The following is an 18,492-nucleotide window of genomic DNA, read 5'->3' as shown; positions in this document are numbered from 1 at the left end:
TACGGAGCCTTTTTCATTTCGCCATGAAAAATACTATGGATCAGGAACCATGCGGATCTGTATCATCGGCGGAGGATTGACCGGCCTTGCAGCTGCACATATGCTTGCCGGTGAACACGAGATCCATCTGTTCGAGAAGATGCCGTACCTTGGTGGCTGCCTGTCCTCGTATAATGTCAATGGATACTGGATCGAGCGGTATTACCATCACTGTTTCTCCGGAGATAACCACCTGTTTGCCCTGATGAGGGAACTGGGAATCCATGAGAGTCTTGAATGGAGGACCGGGACAACCGGGTATTACTCCGGCGGTACAGTCTATCCCCTCAATACGCCTGCGGAGATTATCCGGTATCCCGAACTCTCTCTTCTGGGGAAAGCCCGGCTCGGATTGCTGACCCTGACAGCAAAAAAAACGGATCTCGCCGCTCTTGACGATATCCCGGCGGAGCGTTATATTATCGATCATCTCGGTGACAACGTCTACACTTCGTTTTTCGAGCCGCTCCTGAAAAGCAAGTTCGGGGATCGGAGAAAGGAAGTCTCTGCTGCATGGCTTTTCAGCAGGATAGCGATCCGGTCTGATCGCGGAGTATCGGGTGAACGCCTCGGGTATCTCAACGGGGGCTTCCAGCGCCTTATTGATTCCCTGGAAAAATCCATAGAAAAGAATGGGGGGATCATCGGGAAAGGGACTCCGGTTACCTCGCTCACCCGTACAGGGGAGAAATGGGCGGTCAACCATACGACGTATGATGCGGTATTATCCACCATACCTCCCCAGGTACTGCAGAAAGCCGGCGGACCTGCTATTCCTCCGATTCCCTATCAGGGTGCTGCGTGTGTTACGCTCGCGATTGACCGGGATGTGACCCACGGCATCTACTGGCTGAACATGAAGGACCGGGCGCCCTACGGTGCTGTCGTCAGTCATACAAATTTCATCCCCCGTGAACGGTATGGCGAACACATCATATATCTTGCCTCGTATTTCTCCGGCAACCTCCCGGCAAACGCCGACAGGGTCATGATCGACGATTTCTGCACCCGGTTTTCTGTTGCACCGGCAGAGATCCGGTGGCACAGGGTTGCTGTCGATCCCTTCGCCGGCCCGGTCTACACTACCGGTTATAAATCGCTGATTCCCTCGTATGAGCAGCAGGGCCTCTACATGGCAGGTATGTTCTCCCGGACGAATTATCCTGAACGCAGCATGGAGGGGTCAGTCAGGGCAGGAAGAGAAGCAGCTGCATGCATCAGCGGGGGAAATATCCATGGCTGAGACGGCGATAACCGCCATCATTCCGGTCTTTAACGACCGCCCCTCGCTCGAGATCGCTCTTGAGACTTCTGTTGATACACTCTCTGCAATAACTCCCGATTTCGAGATCCTTGTTGCCGAAGATGGCAGCACCGATGGAAGCACGGAATATGTCCGTGAGTTTGAAAAGCGGGACCCCCGTGTCCGCCTCCTCCACAGCGATGAACGCCAGGGACGGGGAAGGGCGCTGAACCGGGCTATCCGGGAAGCCCGGGGATCAATCGTCTGCTATTACGATGTGGATCTCGCAACAGACATGAAACACCTCCCGGCCCTGATATCCGCAGTCCGTGACGGTTCGGATATATCGACCGGCTCGAGGCTGCTGCCTGACAGCGATATCGTTCGCTCCGGTGACCGGGAGATCGCGAGCCGGGGATACAACCTCCTCGTCAGGCTGATCCTGCGGAGCAGCATATACGACCACCAGTGCGGGTTCAAAGCATTTAACCGGGATCGGATTCTCCCTGTTCTTCCTGCCATCCGGTCAAATCACTGGTTCTGGGATACCGAGATCCTGGTACGGTCCCAGCGCAAAGGATACCGGATTTCAGAATTACCGGTACGGTGGCGTGCAGGGAAAGGCACAACAGTACGGTTCAGGGATGTGTTCGAGATGGGCACTGCAATCCTGCGTTTGTGGTGGCAGATTCATGTATCGGAAAATTAGCGCCATTGCCATTCCGACGCTCATTGCTGTCGGGATCCTCGGCTATATGCTCTACAGCATCCGGGACGATCTCATCGTAGCAATCCGGCATATCATCCCCCTCTACCTTGCGATCGCCGTTGCCATCTGCCTGTGTGCCTGGTGGCTCCGGGGCTGGCGTTACCACTCCATCCTGAAAAGCCTCAATTATACTGTCAGCGTCACCGTTTCAACAGCTTGTATTTTTGTCAGCCAGACCGTGAACCTGATACTACCGGCCCGTCTCGGTGATTTTGTCCGGATCTTCATCCTGAAACACGAGTACGGCACCACATACTCGGAAGGGATATCCTCGCTTGTTGTCGAACGCGTCTTTGATATTATTACGGTCGCCCTGCTCGGAGCAGTCTCACTCCTTTTTATTTTGAATGCTCCGGCGTGGTTTACAACCCTGATCATTGTTCCCCTTGCAGCAGGTGCGCTGTTTTTTCTCTTCCTCCTCTTAATCGGCCGGTTCAGTTCCGAAAACAGGTATCTCATGATTATCCTGAATATGCTCCATGAAATCCGTCGGGCATCCCTCAACATCAGGTCCATTATTATCCTGAGCATATCTTCGATTATCATCTGGCTCCTTGACGTTCTGGTCTGTTATGCTGTTGTAAGGATGTTTGATGAGCAGATCCCCTTTGTCATCATTGTCCTTGGGATTGTCATCGGAAACCTGGTCAAAGCGGTCCCGCTCACGCCGGGTGGCATGGGTACCTATGAAGCAGCCCTCTGGTTTACCTTCGGGCTCGCAGGAGGGGTGTCGGCCTCTGCTGCAATCCTGATTGCAATTATCGATCATCTCATCAAGAATCTTGTTACTCTTGTTGGTGGTATTGTCTCGATCTATTACCTCGGTGACTGGGTGGTTCCCACGATAAAGACGGCACTTGACAGCAGACTCGAAGGGGGGGAACCGCCTGCCAGCTGAACAGCAGGCCTTCTGTGTTATCAGCTGGCTCGTTGTCCTCACGCTCCTCCAGCTCTCGCTTTACCCGTCACTGAAGAAAACATTCGGACAATTTGCTTTCCCTGCTGCGTTTCCGGCATCGGTCCTTCTTTTCACCATACTCTCATGGTACTGCGGACTTGTCCGGCTGCCAATCCATCTTGCGCTTCTCCCGTTCCTTGCTCTTATGGCATACCACCTGTACCATAGAGATTATTCCCCTGAAGAACTGAAATCCGTCTGGCACTGGGAAGCTCTTTTCCTCATTGCTTTCTTTTTCATGCTGGATATCCGCTTTGCCAATCCGACTATCTCCTATGCCGAGAAGTTCATGGACCACGGTTTCCTCGCTTCCGTGATACGGGAGCCGGTTGTCCCCCCGCTCGATCCGTGGTTCTCCGGGGGTTTCCTGAACGTCTACTATTATCTCGGCTACTGGATGCTCGGGTGTCTTGCGATAGTCTCCGGCGTCCCGTCAACGATTGCATTCAACCTGTCTCTCCCGACAATCTTTGCCCTTTCTGCGATCAGCCTCTATGCCATCGGTACTCTGCTCCTCGACCGCCTCCGCTGGCTCCCCCTTGTCACCCTTGTAATGCCAAATCCGGCACTGATCTATCAGATTATCACGGGAAAGGCAGTCAATCCGGCATATGATTCATCCCTGTCATGGCTGGGGACCCGTACGATAACCAACACCATCAACGAGTATCCTCTCTTCTCGTTTGTCTGGGGGGACGTTCATGCCCATGTGGTTTCCATCTTCAACCAGGTCTTCCTGCTCTTCCTTCTCATCTATGCATACAAACGCTGGGAAACGCTGGAACGGGCGGGGAAATGCTGGACCATGGTACTTGTCGCAATAAGTCTCGGGTCCATGCCGCTCTTCAACACATGGGATGTGCTTCTCTACGCTCCCCTTGTGGTCATCACGGCATTTCTCCTTATCTGGAGACACCGGTCTTCCAGCGACCGGTCTGCCTGGGCATTTCTGCTTGTGATTCCCCCCGTATCGATCCTCTGTTATCTGCCGTTCTACCTCCAGCTGAAAACCCACACCGGGGCAATTGCACTCGTCCGAACCCCCTCGGATCCTCTCCAGTTCCTCTGGGTGAACGGTATCTTCATCGCCCTCCTGTTAGCACTCCTTGTTCCGGAGATCCGGAAAAAGCCATGGCTCCTGCTTGTGTGCCTGCCGTTTGCCCTCCCCGGGTACGTTGCGGCAGCGATCGCGGTCATTCCGTTCGTGTATCTCGTTGCAAAAGCCGACCGGGATATTCCCGGCATCATTGCCGCATTCGGCCTTGCGATTCTCATCGCATGCGAACTGGTGTATATGAAGGATAACATGGGCGAAACGTTTTTCCGGATGAATACGGTCTTCAAGTGCTACCTTCCCGCATGGCTGATGCTTGGAACTGCTTCGTTTGTCATGGCAGGACGCTGGTGTGCTGTTTCCCTGAGACTGCCTGAGTTTTCAAGGACAGGAACTGCGATCCTGACCGTTGTCACCATAACAATCCTTTTCATCCTCCCGTTCGTGATCGTAGCACCGGTCAGTTATGCTCCGGGAACTCTCGACGGCCTCGCGTATCTGGAAATCCAGAACCCTGCTGATGCCGGTGCGATAGCGTTCCTCAGGTCCCTTGACAGCCGGGAGATCCTTGTCGAAGCCGAGAAGGGCGATTATTCGTATTATTCCCGGGTCTCGTCATTCACGGGAATTCCCTCAATCGTCGGCCAGCCGTTCCACGAGTTCATGTGGAGAGGCAACGATGACGGGTGGTACTCGGAGCGCCCGGCAGATATCAGGGCAATCTATGAGCAGCCGGAAATGACCGTACCGCTGATGAAAAAATACAACGCGACCCTGCTCTATGTCGGCACTCCCGAACGCGAGCGGTATGTGGTGGCGTTACCCGCTGATGGACTGACGAAAATATATTCATCCCGCGGAACCGATATCTACCGGCTCGTGTGATGCCCTGCGGATAACAAACGGTGTGCCGTTGTCACCCCCGGATCACCTGTGCACAAACCTTTATTTCCGTTCCTGTTGAATTGATATGGCTACATCATTGCTGACTGATGAGTAATGAAGGAGCGATCAACTCCTGAATGAGGTGAGTTATGGCAAAAGGTTATGTTAAAACACAGGCTCCCGAGGAGCTCCAGAACAAGGCGCTTGAAGCCCTTGAGGTTGCAAGAGACACCGGAAAGATCAAGAAGGGATCCAATGAGGCAACAAAAGCCATTGAACGCGGAATTGCATCCCTCGTCGTGATCGGTGCAGATGTCGAGCCCGAAGAGATCGTCATGCACCTTGCTCCCCTTTGTGACGAGAAGAAGATCCCGTATATCTTCATCAACAAGCAGAACGATATCGGTGCCGCAAGCGGCCTCGATGTCGGCTCCGCGGCTGCAGCCATCATCAAGCCTGGCAAAGCGAAGGAAACGATCGATGAGCTTGCAAAGCAGCTTGCCGCGCTGAAGGCGTGAGGGTATTACCATGGCAGACGATGCAACGCCGGCAGAAGTAATCGAGGTCGTTGGCTCCACCGGCATGCACGGTGAAGCAATGCAGGTCAAGTGCCGCATCCTCGATGGCACCAACAAAGGCCGGATTATCACGCGCAACACGGTCGGCCCGATCCGCGAGGGGGATATCGTCATGCTCCTTGAGACCGAGCGCGAAGCAAAGAAGATGTCAAGGAGGTAAACAATGGTTGAACAAAACGTGTGCACCTTCTGTGGCGCCCAGCTTGAGCCGGGTACCGGTAAGATGCTCATAAAAAAAGACGGGACCATCTTTTACTTCTGCAGCACCAAGTGCGAGAACAACCAGAAGCTCGGCCGGGTCCCCCGCCGCGTTGAATGGACTTCTGCCGGAAGGAAAGCCTCCGGCAAGAAGGAGTGAGCTTTTTTTTATGGACCGCACCTTCGTCATGATCAAACCCGACGGTGTCCAGCGGGGACTTGTCGGGGATATTGTTTCACGGTTTGAGAAGAAGGGGCTGAAACTCGTTGCAGCTCGGTTTGAAAAACTGCCGGAGGCCCGTGTCACCGACCAGTATAAGGAACACCTCTCCAAACCCTTCTTCCCCTCCCTCAAGCAGTATATTATGGGAGGCCCGGTCTTCCTCATGGTGTGGGAAGGACGGAATGCGGTGACGGTCGCCCGCAGGATTATCGGTGCAACAAACCCGCAGGAGGCAGCACCCGGCACTATCCGCGGGGACTACGGCCTCGATATCGGGCGCAATGTCATCCACGGATCCGATTCACCGGAGAGTGCAGCCCGCGAGATCGGGATTCACTTCAAACCGGCAGAACTTTCGACGTACACGCGGATTGACGAGGCCGTGCTGTACGAATACTGATCTCTCACTTTTTTCCTGTACGGGATTGAAAAGACTCCCTCAGCGTTCTCCGAACTCCGGGTGGTTTCGGGAACCACGATATTGAGAAAAACTGCCGCAGCAGATGTTCGGGTGGACCATAACCTCTATTACTTTTTGCAGCCGCACTATCCTTCATGGCGGGAGATATCATCAGTTTTGCCCTGCTGGCATTATCATCTGTCCTGATTATTGTCAATCCGCTCGGGGCAACCCTGATCTATGTCTCTCTCACAACCGGTCTTGATCATGAGGTCCGGACACTCATTGCACGGGATGCCTGCAGGTATGCCCTGTTCATCCTCCTCTTTGTCGCAGCACTCGGAGCCGCGATCCTCCAGCTTCTTGGTATCAGCCTTGAGGCGTTCCGCATCGCCGGCGGAATCCTTCTCTTCGGAATCGGCATGGAGATGGTCTATGCCAGAACCTCGCGGACCAAGCTGACGGCAACAGAAAAATACGAGTCCCGCGATATGGAAGACATTGCGATAATGCCCCTTGCTATCCCCATGATCGCGGGACCGGGGGCGATTACCACCACTATCGTGCTCATGAACGAGGCAACGGCTATAGCGCTGCCGGCAGTCGGGGTTGTTGTGCTGTCAGTGGTGCTCTCCATCGTGATCACCTATTATATGATGAAAAATTCAGACTATATCATGTCAAAGATCGGCCAGCGGGAATACCGGGCGATAAACCGTCTGATGGGTATGCTGCTCATCGCCATTGCCGTGCAGTTCGTCCTCACAGGAGTCAGGACCGCATTTCCCCTGCTGGCGGGAGGGTAAGTGTGCAGGACTGGGATCTAACGTCCATCGGACTTGTGCTCATCGGGAGCAGTATCACGGTTGCCGGCACGATCATCGGTGTCATGCTTCTGGGGGTCCGGATTGCATCCGCCCCGTACCTCCTCCTGACAAGTGCTATGCTGATTGTCATGAGTGCCGGCCTGATAATTTTCAGCATGCCCCGTGAGCAATCCTGAGGATGTTTTCATGCAGCCGCCATCCGCCCCCGTCAGGATCTGCTGTGCACAGATCAGCAGTGTATGGGAAGAGCCGGAAAAGACCCTTGAAAAGGCAGCCGTTTTTATCAGGCATGCCGCTGCATCCGGTGCATCCCTGATCTGTTTTCCCGAACAGTTTGCAACCGGGTGGGATCCGGAATCCGGCCGGAATATTCAGGATATCAGAGGGAATATTGTTTCCAGACTCAGGGAACTCGCAGGACAGAACCGGATCTGCATCCTTGGATCCTTTCGGCAGGGGGGCAGTGGAAAACCCCGGAATACTGCGATCGTGATTGATCGGGAGGGCGGGATTTCTGCCATGTACTCAAAGATCCACCTTTTCAGTCCCGCACATGAAGAGGCCGGCTATGATCCCGGTAACGAACTCGGTCTGTTCACTCTCGGGCCGCTTTGCTGTGGGATGGCGATCTGTTACGATCTCCGTTTCCCCGAACTATTCCGTCTCTATGCCCGGGGTGGTGCTCACGTGGTTTTCGTTGTGGCGGCATGGCCGGCACAACGCCAGAACCACTGGGAACTCTTTATCACTGCACGTGCTGCCGAAAACCAGATGTACGTGGTCGGCGTGAACACAACCGGGACCAATCCTGTTGATATGTATACCGGGGGATCCATGGCCGCAGATCCTCGCGGTTCTGTTATCACCAGAGCAAACGATGCAGAACAACTGCTGTTTATCGATGTCGATCCTTCAGTTGTCGATTCGACCCGCCGTCAGTTTCCTGTTGAAAAAGACCGGAAAGAAACGCTCTATCGATCGCTTTCACGCGACACCAGCGCACGATAACCCATGGATCAGGAAATATCCCGGCCTGCCTGTTCTTCGGGCTGTACAGGGAACCGCACGCCTATATGTATCCGGAGGGCCAAAGTATTCACATGTACCATCTTGAATGCGTCAGTTGCGGTACCACCTTCCCGGCTGACGAGGTCATCTATACGTGCAAAAAGTGCGGGCATCTCCTCGCGGTGAAATACCCGCTCGATACCCTGACTATAAAAAGGGCGACCTGGAACAAGCGGCCAATTTCTGTATGGCGCTACAGGGAACTGCTGCCCGTAACCATCCCGCCGGTTACCCTGCAGGAAGGGGGCACCCCCCTCTATCACCTTGAACGTCTCGGCAAGGAGATGGGTCTTAAGCACCTGTATGCAAAACATGAGGGCATGAACCCGTCCGGTTCCTTCAAGGACCGGGGTATGACGGTCGGGGTTTCGATGGCCCTCCAGCTGAAAAAGAAGAGTGTGGCCTGCGCCAGCACCGGAAATACCTCCGCGAGCCTTGCGGTGTATGCAGCAAAGGCAGGTATACCGGCAGTTGTTCTGCTCCCGGCCGGGAAGGTGGCGGTCGGGAAGGTGGCCCAGGCCCTGATGCATGGTGCGAAGGTCATTTCCATCCGCGGTAACTTCGACCGTGCCCTCGAGATGACCCACGATCTCTGCCTCTCGCACGGCCTGTACCTTCTCAACTCCATCAATCCGTTCCGTCTGGAAGGCCAGAAGACCATGGGGTTCGAGGCACTTGATCAGCTGGGGGAGGTCCCGGATCGGTTTGTGCTGCCAGTGGGGAACGCTGGAAATATTTCAGCAGTTCATAAGGGATTCATGGAACTTGAGGAGCTTGGATTCATCGACAGGCTGCCGAAGATGACCGGCATCCAGGCAGCCGGCTCGAGCCCGGTTGTCAGAGCGATCAGGGAAAACCTTGCAGAAGTTATACCCGAGAAGAATCCAGAGACTGTGGCAACAGCGATCCGGATTGGTGCACCGGTGAATGCGGAGAAAGCCCTGACGGCAATACGAAAAACCGGTGGCATAGCTGAATCTGTAACTGACGAGGAGATTCTCAGGATGCAGAGGGATCTCGCCCGGAAGGAAGGTATTGGTGTCGAACCTGCATCAGCTGCATCGGTTGCCGGTATTCGCAAGCTTGTGGAAACGGGTGCAATTGACCGGGACGAGAAGATTGTCTGCATTGTCACCGGGCATCTCCTCAAGGATCCCGATACGGTGATAAAACAATGCGAGCCCCCCACGGAGATCGACGCCGATCTTCCTTCGCTGATCTCTGCGCTGCACTTGTAATCCTGCTGATAATGGCTCCCTTTGCCGGAGCCCTGTCGGCAGATTACATTATCTTCTCAAACGGGACAGCGTACGAGGCAATCGTTGAGATTAACGATACCGCCCGGTATGAATTTACCGACGTCGGTTTCATGGGTGAAAATGTACCTCTCACGGTAGGGGATATACGTCTCACGGCAAACGGAACACCGGTCCCGTTCAACACCAGCACACCATGGGGCAGGCCCGGTTCCATCACCTTCGAAAAGGGGAACTATACTGTATCGTATACCGCTCCTCTCCGGGACAACCACCTGCAGGCTGTATTTACCAGGCCGTATCATGTGAACGTGACCATCCCCGAGGAATTTAATGTGCAGAATCCGCTGCTTGCTGGTCTCAGTTCAGGTGCGAATGTCACGAAAAACCCGGACAATACCACAACGGTCCGGTGGAACAGAACATATGCTTTCGATCTCAGGTTCTATGATGATACCCGTGAACAGATCCTGTACTTCTTCCTGCAGTTCATGGGAATACTCATCGTTGTGCTCGTTGTTGTTCCGTATATTCTGTCAATGAAGGCGTCGGAGTAATTTTTTCAGATCCCGATGTTCTGCTGACCGTTTTCCTTATGAATATGCCCGAAGTACATCGAATTTTCCGAACCTGGTTTTGTCAAAAAACCCCCGGGAAAACGGGAGGATACATCTGGGGTACTGGTACGAAAAAAGATAGCAATTTTTGATATACCGTTCTATTTGAGGAGTCCGAACGATTTCAGGGTCACATCGGTGTTTACGGTTCCGACATGATAAACATCGCCTGATGTTAACTCGTTGATAATGACCTCTGCGGGCGAGAACAGAGAAGTATCGATCTTGTAGAAGTCGTAGCCGGCTTCCTTGAAGATATCGTTGAATGGCTTTCCATATCCTTTGGACTTGTTGCTCGGAATCTTCTCGAGATAATCCTTGATCTCGGGTGCTTTCAGGGTCAGGCTGATCCTGCCGTGGTAAATGGTAGCGTCGTTGGTTACACCCATTGCGAGCTTTGCACCCCGGACGGGCGGGACCGGTGCAGTACCCATCGCAGCGATGACCTTTCTGGTATCGAAACCGAGTTCATTCAGTTTGTAAATTGCCGTCTCGACACACCGCCCGGCAACCTGGACCGAACCGACAATGGAGGAAGTCGGTGCGACAACAGCACAGACATTGGCGACATCGACATGACATTCCTCGGCGATCTTGGTCATGACCTCCGCGTTCGGGAGGTGGTCGCTTTCGAGACAGATAACGGCGCAGTCAAAATCATCATCGTATTCGATGACTTCGAACGTGTGCTTTGGCTTGAGGGAGAGCGCCCGCGCGGGACCGCTTCCCATGGCAAAATAGTTTCCGACCTTAACCGTCCACCCGGCCTTCTGGGATCCGAGACATGAAACGGCCGGGAAATCCGTTGCAACCTCGATGAAGGGCATCGGGAACTCCTTGATCTGCCCCATCCGGAAGTTTACTTCCCCAAGACCTCCCATACATATTTCGGTGAAGGCCCTGCCTGCTGCATACCCCCCCCGCGTGCTCACACCGCAGTCAACGATGCGGGCACCATTATCCAGTTCATGGTATGCGCAATTGAATTCCTCGGCCAGATCGGCCAGATTATCAAAAATCTCTAGTGCCAGTTCGTTTACACTTAACATGAAAGAAAACCCCTGTATGATTAAAGAGGGGTTTTTGATAGATAATATTTTTGAAACATTTGCGACGTTGGTTCAGTATAAGGTTACCTGAGATACTCGAGCACCTTGTGCGGTTCATACCTCAGGGTGATGATCCGCGTCCTTCCTTTTCCCTCGCGGTACTGCAGGTTGATGAGGCGCATCGCATCCATCTTTTTTACTATCTCATAAAACCGGGTATATCCGATGGCGTTTGATTCCCTGATCTCCTTGTATACATCACCCGCGTTCATCTCGTGCGATTGTTCACTTCGTTCTGCAAGGGATTTGAGGACAAGGCGTTCCTCGTCCTTCAGCGTCTTTACGGTATAGTTCAGGTGCAGGTATTTCGATATTTCGTAGGCGCCGCAGATATCTTCGCGTTCGATGCTCCTCCGGGCTGCCCGTTCCGCTGAAAGTGTTGCGCGTTTCAGAAGATCGATACCAACACGGAGATCTCCGCTGCCGGTAGTCTGCCGGACCACGAGATCGAGGAGTTCATCGGAAAGGACGCCCGGGAACAGTCCCTGGGTAACGCGGGCTTTCATGATCTCGCGGATCTCTGCATCGGTATAGGGGGCAAAGTAGATCTCGGTCGGGCGGAAAACCGAAGCAACGCGGGCATCGACAGCCCTCGAGAGATCCACGTCCATGTCGCTGATGATAACAATAACCCCGATCCTGGTCCCCTCGTATGTCTCGTGCGAGCGCAGCAGGGTATAGAGCACTTTGTTGATCTCGTTCTCGTACAGGAGATAATTTGCATCGTCGAGCGTCACGAGGAGAACAATATCATCCTTGATGAGGATGCGGGCTACTGCATCAAATACCTGCTTGAAGGATGTACCGGAAGACGGAGGGAGGTGGCCTGAGAGCTTTTTGTAAATCTGCGAGATGATAGCGAACTTGGTATTATCGATCTGGCAGTTGATGTAGACCGGGACAAGCTTCTTTGTCGTTTCCTCGATCTCGGCAAAGAGTTTTTTGATACTGGTGGTCTTTCCCGTACCCGGGAGGCCTTTGCAGACCGTGTTGAGTGGCCTTCCCCCCCGGAGCCCGGGGCGGATCTGGAATGCAAGCTCACGCATCTGGTTTTCACGGTATTCGAACTGCTCGGGAACATAGTCTATCTCCAGCACGTCAGGGTCACGGAAGAGCGATTCGTCCCACATCAGCAGGTTCTTTTTCATTGTAGTACACGTTTACCGCATCGGTAATAACTGCATTGGCGCAGGGTATACCTGCTCTGAACACAATTAAAAAAACGAGAACCGGTCAGCCAGATCGTATCCCGATTGTCCATTCCCCGTCAGCGGTGATATCGAGTGTATAATTTCCTGCTGTCAGGTTCTCCGACTTTTTCCCGTTGTATTCACCAATCTCGTTGGCAAGCAGCGAGATATATCTCCCATCGCTATCTTTGAGGGTTATTGCAAAATTATGATCCCCGTCATGGTGCATCGTGAAGATTTTCAAACCTGATTCCGTTGTATTGAACAACCGAATATCATTTCCCCGACCAGCCAGGTTTATTGCATTTACAACGCCTGATCCTGTTGAATGCAATTCAGCAAATGCAGCGTTTTTTGTCAGGATTACAGTCTCCATGGCATCACGGTACCGCGAGAATCCTGCGGTGCTGCCATCCATCATTGCGAGCGCATTCATCATCGCTGACCGGTACGCCTTCACCTTCTCGGTTCCGGGCATTTTCGATTTGACCAGAATGGCAGTCAACCGTTCAGCCTCCTCGCGTGAGGCCGCGTTGTATCCCGTACTGATGGAATATGAACCCGGATTTGCATATGCAAGCGATTCCATTGACTCAAAAATCTTGTTGCTATTGACATAATCAATGAATTCTTCATCCAGTATTTTCTCAGGGCTCGCGGTGGGGGGTTTTATTTCCGTGGCCGTTGTGGGAATCGTTGTAGGCACGGGTGTCGGTGTAACCAGTACGGTAATGTATACAATTTGTGGTGTTACATTGGATGTCTCCTTATTTGCGCATCCGGCCACGAATAGGAATGCAATACAAAGGAAAACAAACAGGATTCCCGTGCTTTTTTGCATGAATCAGCAGTGGTGTTCCCTCAATTTAAATATTTGTTTTGATGAATTTCCGGCGATATCCACATCATTATGGGAAAACCACGGCATCAGATCATGTTTTAAAAAACCCATGATGGAAACATATTGATGTATCAAGAGAGATAATTACGCCGGTAAGGGTACGGCAGATGATGAAAGTTACCCCCACTGATCCATGATGAAGCAGGGGACTGATGCCACCCTCTCGTTACGCGAAGAGGAATTCAAGAAATTCCGTTCCGTTTCGTATCCCAAGTCCGCCGGACCTTCCCGCCGCTTCTGAAAATGCAGCGCTCCCGTCCGATCCCTTCCCTGTGACAACAAAGGGAACCGGATCACGGGTATGGGTCCTGACACGTATCGGTGTCGGGTGATCGGGCAGCACTGCAAGTACGCCGTCAAACGTATCTCGAATAGTACCAACGACACCGTCGACGTGTTCAATGGCTTTCACTTTTTCCTCAATGCTCCCGAGATGACCTGCTTCATCCGGGGCCTCGATGTGGACATACACAAAGTCCAGCCGTTTGATCGCCTCGAGCGCGTACCGTGCCTTTGCATCGTAATCGGTGTCAAGATATCCGGTTGCTCCCGGCACGGTGATCACGTCCATTCCTGCACAGCGGGCAATCCCGTTGAGAAGATCGACGGCCGAGATAATCCCGCCGGTCTTCCCGTACTTCTCGGCAAACCGAGGGAATGCCGGCTTACGCCCCCCGCTCCATGGCCATATCCCCGTTGCCGGGCGCTTTCCTTCTTTTATCCGGGCTGCGTTAACAGGGTGCCGGCTGAAGACCTGTCGGCCGGCCTCCATGCACCGGAGGAGGATCCCGGAATCCTCCCCCGTGGGAAGGTATTGCGAAACCGACTGACCGACAATATCGTGGGGAGGTATAGTGACAGCACCTTTTCCACCATGGACCACGAGCAGGTTGCGGTAGCTGACACCTGCCCTGAACATAACCCCGGGCACAGCTTCCTGAAGCGATGCGAAGAGGCCGGCACCCTCCCCGCTGGTAATATGGCCGGCCGAGAAATCGGCCATTGTATTCTCTTCAATCGTGACGAGGTTGCACCGGTACGCGATATCGTCAGGGGCGAGATCGATTCCCATGCTGAGCGCCTCGAGAGGACCCCTCCCGGTGTAGTACTTTTCCGGGGCATACCCGAGGACTGCCATGTTTGCGATGTCGCTGCCGGCCTCGAATCCATCGGGGATGGTCCGGAGCATACCGCAGGCGCCTTCAGAAGCCATTCGATCGAGATTCGGTGTGTCGGCATATTCGAGGGGTGTTTTCCCCCCCAGTTCAGCGAGCGGCTCGTCCGCCATGCCGTCTCCAAGGATGACAATATACTTCATTTCGCCCATCACGATCCTGACAGCAGGTCTCTTATGGCGAGACGGACACTCTCCCTTGATCCCATCTGGGGTTTCCAGCGGAGGGCCTTGATTCGGTCGAGCGAGAGCTGCATCCGGGGCACATCCCCGACCCAGCCCCGTTCCCCGCCGGTGAACCGGAGTTTTGTCCCTTCGAGATGCATCTCTTCAATGACGATCTCTGCAATCGTCTTGACATCGATCCAGTCCTCGGATCCGATATTGAAGGTATTTACCGTGCCCCGTGCCTTCCCGGTGGCAAAGAGCATAGCCGCGATGCATTCGTGCACCTCAAGATAGGATTTAGCCTGCCTGCCATCACCAAGGATCTCAAGTTCGGCGGGGTTCGCGCGGAGTTTCCTGATGAAGTCCGTAATAACACCATGACCGCTCCGTTCGCCGATGATATTGGCAAAGCGGAAGTTCCAGGATTTCATGTCGAATGAATGGCAGTATGCCGAGATGAGCGCTTCACATGCCAGTTTGCTTGCGCCATAAACCGAGATTGGTTCGAGTGGTGCATAGTCTTCCGGTGTCGGGATGATTTTTGCCTCCCCGTAAACCGTTGATGTGGACGTGAAGACGATTTCCGGAACATCGTGGAGGCGCATTGCCTCAAGTACCCTGTATGTTGCAACAACGTTGTTCCTCATCGTGGGATCCGGGTTTGCCGCGCTCTGGCGGACATCCGGATCCGCGGCAAGATGGAAGAGCCGGTCGGCACCCTGAATCGCGTTCTGCCAGCCGTCCTTCAGCAGATCTTTTTTCAGGAACCGGACTGCATGGGAGTCGATATGCCGTGCGATAGTCTCCCTGCGGCCGGCAACGAGCGAATCGATGACGAGTACCTCATTGCCCTGGGCGACCAGTGTATCCACGAGATGGGAACCGATGAAGCCGGCTCCACCTGTCACCACATCAAACATCATTACCTAATATGTCCTCCATCCTATAGGATTAGTGGTATGTTCATTGGTATCGACCATGGCACTACGGCGATGCGTTTCGCCGGGGATAACGGCGTGTTTGCGATCTCCCGGGAAGCGGCAAAGGAGTTCCGCATCAACGATCTTTCGCGTCTCTGCCCGATCGGAGGAATCGAAGGGATTGCAGTCTGTTATTCCATGGGTGACAATATCAGCGCGATTACCGATATACGGAATGTGAAGAACAGGGGAATTGTCAGCCGTGACGGGGCCGGAAAGCATATCGGCGGGGGGACCCGGGTTTTTGACGAGGTGAAGGCAAGCGGAATCCCTGCAATCGTGATGCCGGGCCTGCATCGAGGATCCCCCACGGATCCCCGGTTCAAAGTGTATTCCCATCAGACCAGCCCCGAGAAGATCGGGATTGCTTATGAAGCCTGCAGTACCATGGGAGGGGATGTGATAATCTCCGATGTCAGTTCGAATACCGTCTCACTCCTGGTCAGCGGGGGGAAACTTGTCGGGGCATTCGATGCCTGCATCTTCGCCCCGGGCACGTTGCACGGTGCACTTGATGTCGATGCCATCAGGAAAGTGGATGCCGGGGAGTGGACAGCAAACGAAGCCTTCCAGCATGCCGGTGTGAACTTCTCGCTGCCGGAAGGCGAACGGATGCGTGCGGTGGCAATGTTTGCCGCAATGGAATGCGCAGCGCTCCGCCTTCTCAACACCCATGCAAAAGTGGCGCTTGCCGGAAGTCTTGCACCGGTAATCGCGCAGGAAGTGCAGGAACTCCTTGGTTGTACTGTTTCAGTGTATGACGAATGGTGCGCTTCAAAAGGCCTTTCCCGGATCGCCCGCGACGTTTTCTCCGGAAAACGGGAGGTCCTCGGGATACGGGTGGATCTCTAGATTTATATTGATTTATCATGTAAGATTATTAGGGATTTTTTGTGAGAGAGCTACGTATCCACGGCAGGGGTGGCCAGGGGTCGGTCACCGCTGCCGAACTGATTGCAGTCGCTGCATTTGAAGGCGGCGTCTTTGCCCAGGCATTCCCGGCATTTGGCGTTGAACGTCGCGGGGCGCCCGTGCAGGCCTTTGTCCGGTTTGACAACAAGAAAATCCGGAAGCGGAGCCAGGTGTACGAACCGGACTATATCATCGTTCAGGACAGCACGCTGATCAAGGATGTCAATGTCTTCCACGGGGTAAAAAAGGGCGGGATCGTCATCGTCAACACGGAGAAGAAACCGGATTACCAGGTACCGGAAGGGGTGAAGCTTATCATCATCGATGCAACATCCATTGCCCTGAAAGTGCTCGGTCTGCCCATCACCAATACCACGCTGATGGGGGCATTTGCCGCAGCTTCCGGAGAAATTGAATTTGCTGCGCTTGAAAAGGCGCTGAGGCACCGTTTCCCGGGAGATCTTGCAGTAAAGAATATCGCGGCGGCAAAAACAGCATTCGACACCGTAAAGGGGGCCGCATAATGGCACTTGCAGTTGGCTGCAGGGCACGGCCCGGAAAGTCCCGTGATAACAAAACCGGGTCATGGCGTGTCTTCAAACCCGCGTTCGACAACGAAAAGTGTTCCAAGTGCGGGATGTGCCAGACCCTTTGCCCCGAAGGTTGTGTTCACGAGAATACTGACGGATTCTTCGAGCCTGACTACACGTACTGCAAAGGCTGCGGGATCTGCGCTGAGGAATGCCCTAAGGAAGCGATCACCATGAAACAGGAGGAGAAGTAGATGATGGAGATAACCGAAGGATCGCACGCGGTTGCAGAGGCGGTCCGGCTCTGCCGCCCGCAGGTGGTTTCTGCATATCCCATAACGCCACAGACTCACATCGTCGAGGCGCTCGCAGACTTTGTTGCGAACGGGATGCTCGATGCAGAATATATAACAGTTGAGAACGAGCTCTCGGCACTTTCGGCCTGTGTCGGCGCGAGTGCAGCAGGATCCCGTGCCTACTCCGCTACCACATCACAGGGCCTCATGCTGATGGCCGAGGTTGTCTTCAATGCCTCAGGAATGCGCCTGCCAATCGTTATGTCGATTGCAAACCGTGCCATGGGTGCTCCGCTCTCTATCTGGAACGATATGCAGGACTCGATCTCGTTGCGGGATGCCGGCTGGCTTCACTTCTATGCCGAGGACAACCAGGAAGCGACAGATCTTCACTTCCTGGCCTACAAGGTTGCCGAAGACCCGGCAGTCCAGCTCCCGGCGTTCGTCTGCTTCGACGGTTTCATCCTTTCCCACACGTATGAACCGGTGGACATGCTCACGCAGGCAGATGTCGACAAATATCTCCCGAAATTCAATCCTTCCGAGAAACTTGATGCCAGCGATCCCATGAGTTTTGGTATGTATGCCACGCCGGAGTATTACCTCGAGTTCCGGTACGAGATGGACCAGGCCCTGAAACGGGCAAAGGGTGTTATTGCAAAAGCCGGCAAGGAGTTCGGTTCCCTGTTTGGCAGGGATTACAGTGCCCTCATCGAAACCTACCGTCTTGAAGATGCGGAGACAGCAATCGTTGCCATGGGATCGGTCTGTGGCACAGTCAAGGATGCAATCGACGAGATGCGTGCCGAAGGCATGAAGGTCGGGCTTCTCCGGATCCGGGTCTTCCGCCCCTTCCCTGCAGAGGAGATCGTGAAAGGGCTTTCGCATGTGAAACGGATTGCCGTACTTGACAAGAATGTCTCTCTCGGATCCCGTGGCGGTGCAACAGCAATTGAGGTGCGGGATGCAATGTACGGTTCCACGATCCCGGTGAAAGGGTATATCCTCGGCCTTGGAGGCCGGGACATCCGGAAGAAAGATATCAAGGAGATCGTCACACTCTGCGAAAGAGGAATTGGAGACCAGTTCTATGGCCTGCGCAGGGAGTTGATCTGAA

The 18,492-nt window shown here is 53.9% G+C and carries 22 protein-coding genes; 17 read left to right on the top strand and 5 right to left on the bottom strand.

From position 1 onward, the window contains the following. The first annotated feature begins 49 nt into the window (after positions 1-49). The 13 genes from A4E33_RS12975 to A4E33_RS12915 all read left to right on the top strand — a co-directional run bounded on the left by A4E33_RS12975 (position 50) and on the right by A4E33_RS12915 (position 10,055). Positions 50-1,282 carry an NAD(P)/FAD-dependent oxidoreductase gene (locus A4E33_RS12975; protein ID WP_292348698.1) on the top strand — a complete coding sequence of 411 codons (1,233 nt, stop codon included), beginning with the start codon at positions 50-52 and terminating at the stop codon, positions 1,280-1,282. Further along, positions 1,275-1,991, top strand: a complete 717-nt coding sequence (locus A4E33_RS12970) for a dolichyl-phosphate beta-glucosyltransferase (RefSeq protein WP_292348697.1) — start codon at positions 1,275-1,277, stop codon at positions 1,989-1,991. Before A4E33_RS12975 ends, A4E33_RS12970 begins: the two co-directional genes overlap by 8 nt. After that, entirely contained in the window at positions 1,975-2,949 is a 975-nt protein-coding gene (locus tag A4E33_RS12965; RefSeq protein ID WP_292348694.1) for a lysylphosphatidylglycerol synthase transmembrane domain-containing protein, read from the top strand. Before A4E33_RS12970 ends, A4E33_RS12965 begins: the two co-directional genes overlap by 17 nt. After that, a complete protein-coding gene (locus A4E33_RS12960; RefSeq protein WP_292348693.1) occupies positions 2,909-4,948 on the top strand; it encodes a DUF2298 domain-containing protein in 2,040 nt (679 codons plus the stop codon). Before A4E33_RS12965 ends, A4E33_RS12960 begins: the two co-directional genes overlap by 41 nt. A 149-nt stretch (positions 4,949-5,097) precedes the next feature. Continuing rightward, complete coding sequence (gene rpl7ae / locus A4E33_RS12955) at positions 5,098-5,466, top strand: 50S ribosomal protein L7Ae (RefSeq protein ID WP_292348692.1); 369 nt, start codon at positions 5,098-5,100, stop codon at positions 5,464-5,466. A 10-nt stretch (positions 5,467-5,476) separates the two neighbouring features. Further along, positions 5,477-5,686 carry a 30S ribosomal protein S28e gene (locus A4E33_RS12950; protein ID WP_292348690.1) on the top strand — a complete coding sequence of 70 codons (210 nt, stop codon included), beginning with the start codon at positions 5,477-5,479 and terminating at the stop codon, positions 5,684-5,686. Positions 5,687-5,689: 3 nt separating this feature from the next. Further along, positions 5,690-5,884, top strand: coding sequence for a 50S ribosomal protein L24e (locus A4E33_RS12945; protein ID WP_292348688.1), 195 nt, complete (start codon positions 5,690-5,692; stop codon positions 5,882-5,884). Between the two features lie 10 nt (positions 5,885-5,894). Beyond that, the gene (gene ndk, locus A4E33_RS12940; protein ID WP_292348686.1) at positions 5,895-6,347 is read left to right on the top strand and encodes a nucleoside-diphosphate kinase; all 453 of its coding nucleotides are present in this window, start codon (positions 5,895-5,897) and stop codon (positions 6,345-6,347) included. 155 nt (positions 6,348-6,502) lie between these two features. Next, positions 6,503-7,153 (top strand): MarC family protein, encoded by a 651-nt coding sequence (locus A4E33_RS12935; RefSeq protein WP_292348684.1) that lies wholly within the window; start codon positions 6,503-6,505, stop codon positions 7,151-7,153. A 2-nt stretch (positions 7,154-7,155) separates the two neighbouring features. Then, positions 7,156-7,350 carry a hypothetical protein gene (locus tag A4E33_RS12930; RefSeq protein ID WP_292348682.1) on the top strand — a complete coding sequence of 65 codons (195 nt, stop codon included), beginning with the start codon at positions 7,156-7,158 and terminating at the stop codon, positions 7,348-7,350. 10 nt (positions 7,351-7,360) lie between these two features. Then, positions 7,361-8,182 carry a nitrilase-related carbon-nitrogen hydrolase gene (locus tag A4E33_RS12925; protein WP_292348680.1) on the top strand — a complete coding sequence of 274 codons (822 nt, stop codon included), beginning with the start codon at positions 7,361-7,363 and terminating at the stop codon, positions 8,180-8,182. Positions 8,183-8,274: 92 nt separating this feature from the next. Then, positions 8,275-9,480: a threonine synthase gene (gene thrC / locus A4E33_RS12920; RefSeq protein ID WP_292348678.1), complete on the top strand. Its 1,206-nt coding sequence runs from the start codon at positions 8,275-8,277 to the stop codon at positions 9,478-9,480. An 11-nt stretch (positions 9,481-9,491) separates the two neighbouring features. Beyond that, positions 9,492-10,055 carry a DUF5803 family protein gene (locus A4E33_RS12915; RefSeq protein ID WP_292348677.1) on the top strand — a complete coding sequence of 188 codons (564 nt, stop codon included), beginning with the start codon at positions 9,492-9,494 and terminating at the stop codon, positions 10,053-10,055. 161 nt (positions 10,056-10,216) lie between these two features. Here A4E33_RS12915 and mch read toward each other — a convergent pair whose 3' ends face one another. The 5 genes from mch to A4E33_RS12890 form a co-directional block, all read right to left on the bottom strand. Continuing rightward, positions 10,217-11,164 carry a methenyltetrahydromethanopterin cyclohydrolase gene (gene mch, locus A4E33_RS12910; protein WP_292348675.1) on the bottom strand — a complete coding sequence of 316 codons (948 nt, stop codon included), beginning with the start codon at positions 11,162-11,164 and terminating at the stop codon, positions 10,217-10,219. Positions 11,165-11,247: 83 nt separating this feature from the next. Beyond that, a complete protein-coding gene (locus A4E33_RS12905; protein WP_292348673.1) occupies positions 11,248-12,372 on the bottom strand; it encodes an ORC1-type DNA replication protein in 1,125 nt (374 codons plus the stop codon). Between the two features lie 85 nt (positions 12,373-12,457). Further along, entirely contained in the window at positions 12,458-13,003 is a 546-nt protein-coding gene (locus A4E33_RS12900) for a hypothetical protein (RefSeq protein WP_292348672.1), read from the bottom strand. Positions 13,004-13,481: 478 nt separating this feature from the next. After that, a complete protein-coding gene (locus A4E33_RS12895; protein WP_292348899.1) occupies positions 13,482-14,633 on the bottom strand; it encodes a cofactor-independent phosphoglycerate mutase in 1,152 nt (383 codons plus the stop codon). An 8-nt stretch (positions 14,634-14,641) separates the two neighbouring features. Next, complete coding sequence (locus A4E33_RS12890) at positions 14,642-15,577, bottom strand: NAD-dependent epimerase/dehydratase family protein (protein WP_292348897.1); 936 nt, start codon at positions 15,575-15,577, stop codon at positions 14,642-14,644. Between the two features lie 39 nt (positions 15,578-15,616). On the opposite strand from A4E33_RS12890, the gene A4E33_RS12885 reads away from it, so the two are divergent. From A4E33_RS12885 to porA, 4 genes are read left to right on the top strand one after another with little or no spacing between them, the layout of a single operon-like run. Continuing rightward, positions 15,617-16,489, top strand: a complete 873-nt coding sequence (locus tag A4E33_RS12885; protein WP_292348670.1) for a methanogenesis marker 12 protein — start codon at positions 15,617-15,619, stop codon at positions 16,487-16,489. Between the two features lie 41 nt (positions 16,490-16,530). Then, positions 16,531-17,073 carry a pyruvate ferredoxin oxidoreductase subunit gamma gene (locus tag A4E33_RS12880; RefSeq protein WP_292348668.1) on the top strand — a complete coding sequence of 181 codons (543 nt, stop codon included), beginning with the start codon at positions 16,531-16,533 and terminating at the stop codon, positions 17,071-17,073. After that, the gene (locus tag A4E33_RS12875) at positions 17,073-17,333 is read left to right on the top strand and encodes a 4Fe-4S binding protein (protein ID WP_292348666.1); all 261 of its coding nucleotides are present in this window, start codon (positions 17,073-17,075) and stop codon (positions 17,331-17,333) included. Before A4E33_RS12880 ends, A4E33_RS12875 begins: the two co-directional genes overlap by 1 nt. After that, entirely contained in the window at positions 17,334-18,491 is a 1,158-nt protein-coding gene (gene porA / locus A4E33_RS12870; protein WP_292348665.1) for a pyruvate ferredoxin oxidoreductase, read from the top strand. Position 18,492 lies beyond the last annotated feature (1 nt).

Origin of the sequence: Methanoregula sp. PtaB.Bin085 (assembly GCF_002067035.1) — an archaeon.
In the GTDB taxonomy this organism is placed as follows: Archaea; Halobacteriota; Methanomicrobia; order Methanomicrobiales; family Methanospirillaceae; genus Methanoregula.
This window is presented reverse-complemented; position numbering and strand designations above follow the sequence as displayed.

What these genes read in the sequence shown, in the direction of transcription:
- A4E33_RS12975 (WP_292348698.1), top strand. Translation starts at nt 50, where the DNA reads ATGCGGATCTGTATCATCGGCGGAGGATTGACCGGCCTTGCAGCTGCA.
- A4E33_RS12970 (WP_292348697.1), top strand. Translation starts at nt 1,275, where the DNA reads ATGGCTGAGACGGCGATAACCGCCATCATTCCGGTCTTTAACGACCGC.
- A4E33_RS12965 (WP_292348694.1), top strand. Translation starts at nt 1,975, where the DNA reads ATGTATCGGAAAATTAGCGCCATTGCCATTCCGACGCTCATTGCTGTC.
- rpl7ae (WP_292348692.1), top strand. Translation starts at nt 5,098, where the DNA reads ATGGCAAAAGGTTATGTTAAAACACAGGCTCCCGAGGAGCTCCAGAAC.
- A4E33_RS12950 (WP_292348690.1), top strand. Translation starts at nt 5,477, where the DNA reads ATGGCAGACGATGCAACGCCGGCAGAAGTAATCGAGGTCGTTGGCTCC.
- A4E33_RS12945 (WP_292348688.1), top strand. Translation starts at nt 5,690, where the DNA reads ATGGTTGAACAAAACGTGTGCACCTTCTGTGGCGCCCAGCTTGAGCCG.
- ndk (WP_292348686.1), top strand. Translation starts at nt 5,895, where the DNA reads ATGGACCGCACCTTCGTCATGATCAAACCCGACGGTGTCCAGCGGGGA.
- A4E33_RS12935 (WP_292348684.1), top strand. Translation starts at nt 6,503, where the DNA reads ATGGCGGGAGATATCATCAGTTTTGCCCTGCTGGCATTATCATCTGTC.
- A4E33_RS12925 (WP_292348680.1), top strand. Translation starts at nt 7,361, where the DNA reads ATGCAGCCGCCATCCGCCCCCGTCAGGATCTGCTGTGCACAGATCAGC.
- thrC (WP_292348678.1), top strand. Translation starts at nt 8,275, where the DNA reads ATGTACCATCTTGAATGCGTCAGTTGCGGTACCACCTTCCCGGCTGAC.
- A4E33_RS12915 (WP_292348677.1), top strand. Translation starts at nt 9,492, where the DNA reads ATGGCTCCCTTTGCCGGAGCCCTGTCGGCAGATTACATTATCTTCTCA.
- mch (WP_292348675.1), bottom strand. Translation starts at nt 11,164, where the DNA reads ATGTTAAGTGTAAACGAACTGGCACTAGAGATTTTTGATAATCTGGCC.
- A4E33_RS12905 (WP_292348673.1), bottom strand. Translation starts at nt 12,372, where the DNA reads ATGAAAAAGAACCTGCTGATGTGGGACGAATCGCTCTTCCGTGACCCT.
- A4E33_RS12900 (WP_292348672.1), bottom strand. Translation starts at nt 13,003, where the DNA reads ATGGAATCGCTTGCATATGCAAATCCGGGTTCATATTCCATCAGTACG.
- A4E33_RS12895 (WP_292348899.1), bottom strand. Translation starts at nt 14,633, where the DNA reads ATGAAGTATATTGTCATCCTTGGAGACGGCATGGCGGACGAGCCGCTC.
- A4E33_RS12890 (WP_292348897.1), bottom strand. Translation starts at nt 15,577, where the DNA reads ATGTTTGATGTGGTGACAGGTGGAGCCGGCTTCATCGGTTCCCATCTC.
- A4E33_RS12885 (WP_292348670.1), top strand. Translation starts at nt 15,617, where the DNA reads ATGTTCATTGGTATCGACCATGGCACTACGGCGATGCGTTTCGCCGGG.
- A4E33_RS12875 (WP_292348666.1), top strand. Translation starts at nt 17,073, where the DNA reads ATGGCACTTGCAGTTGGCTGCAGGGCACGGCCCGGAAAGTCCCGTGAT.
- porA (WP_292348665.1), top strand. Translation starts at nt 17,334, where the DNA reads ATGATGGAGATAACCGAAGGATCGCACGCGGTTGCAGAGGCGGTCCGG.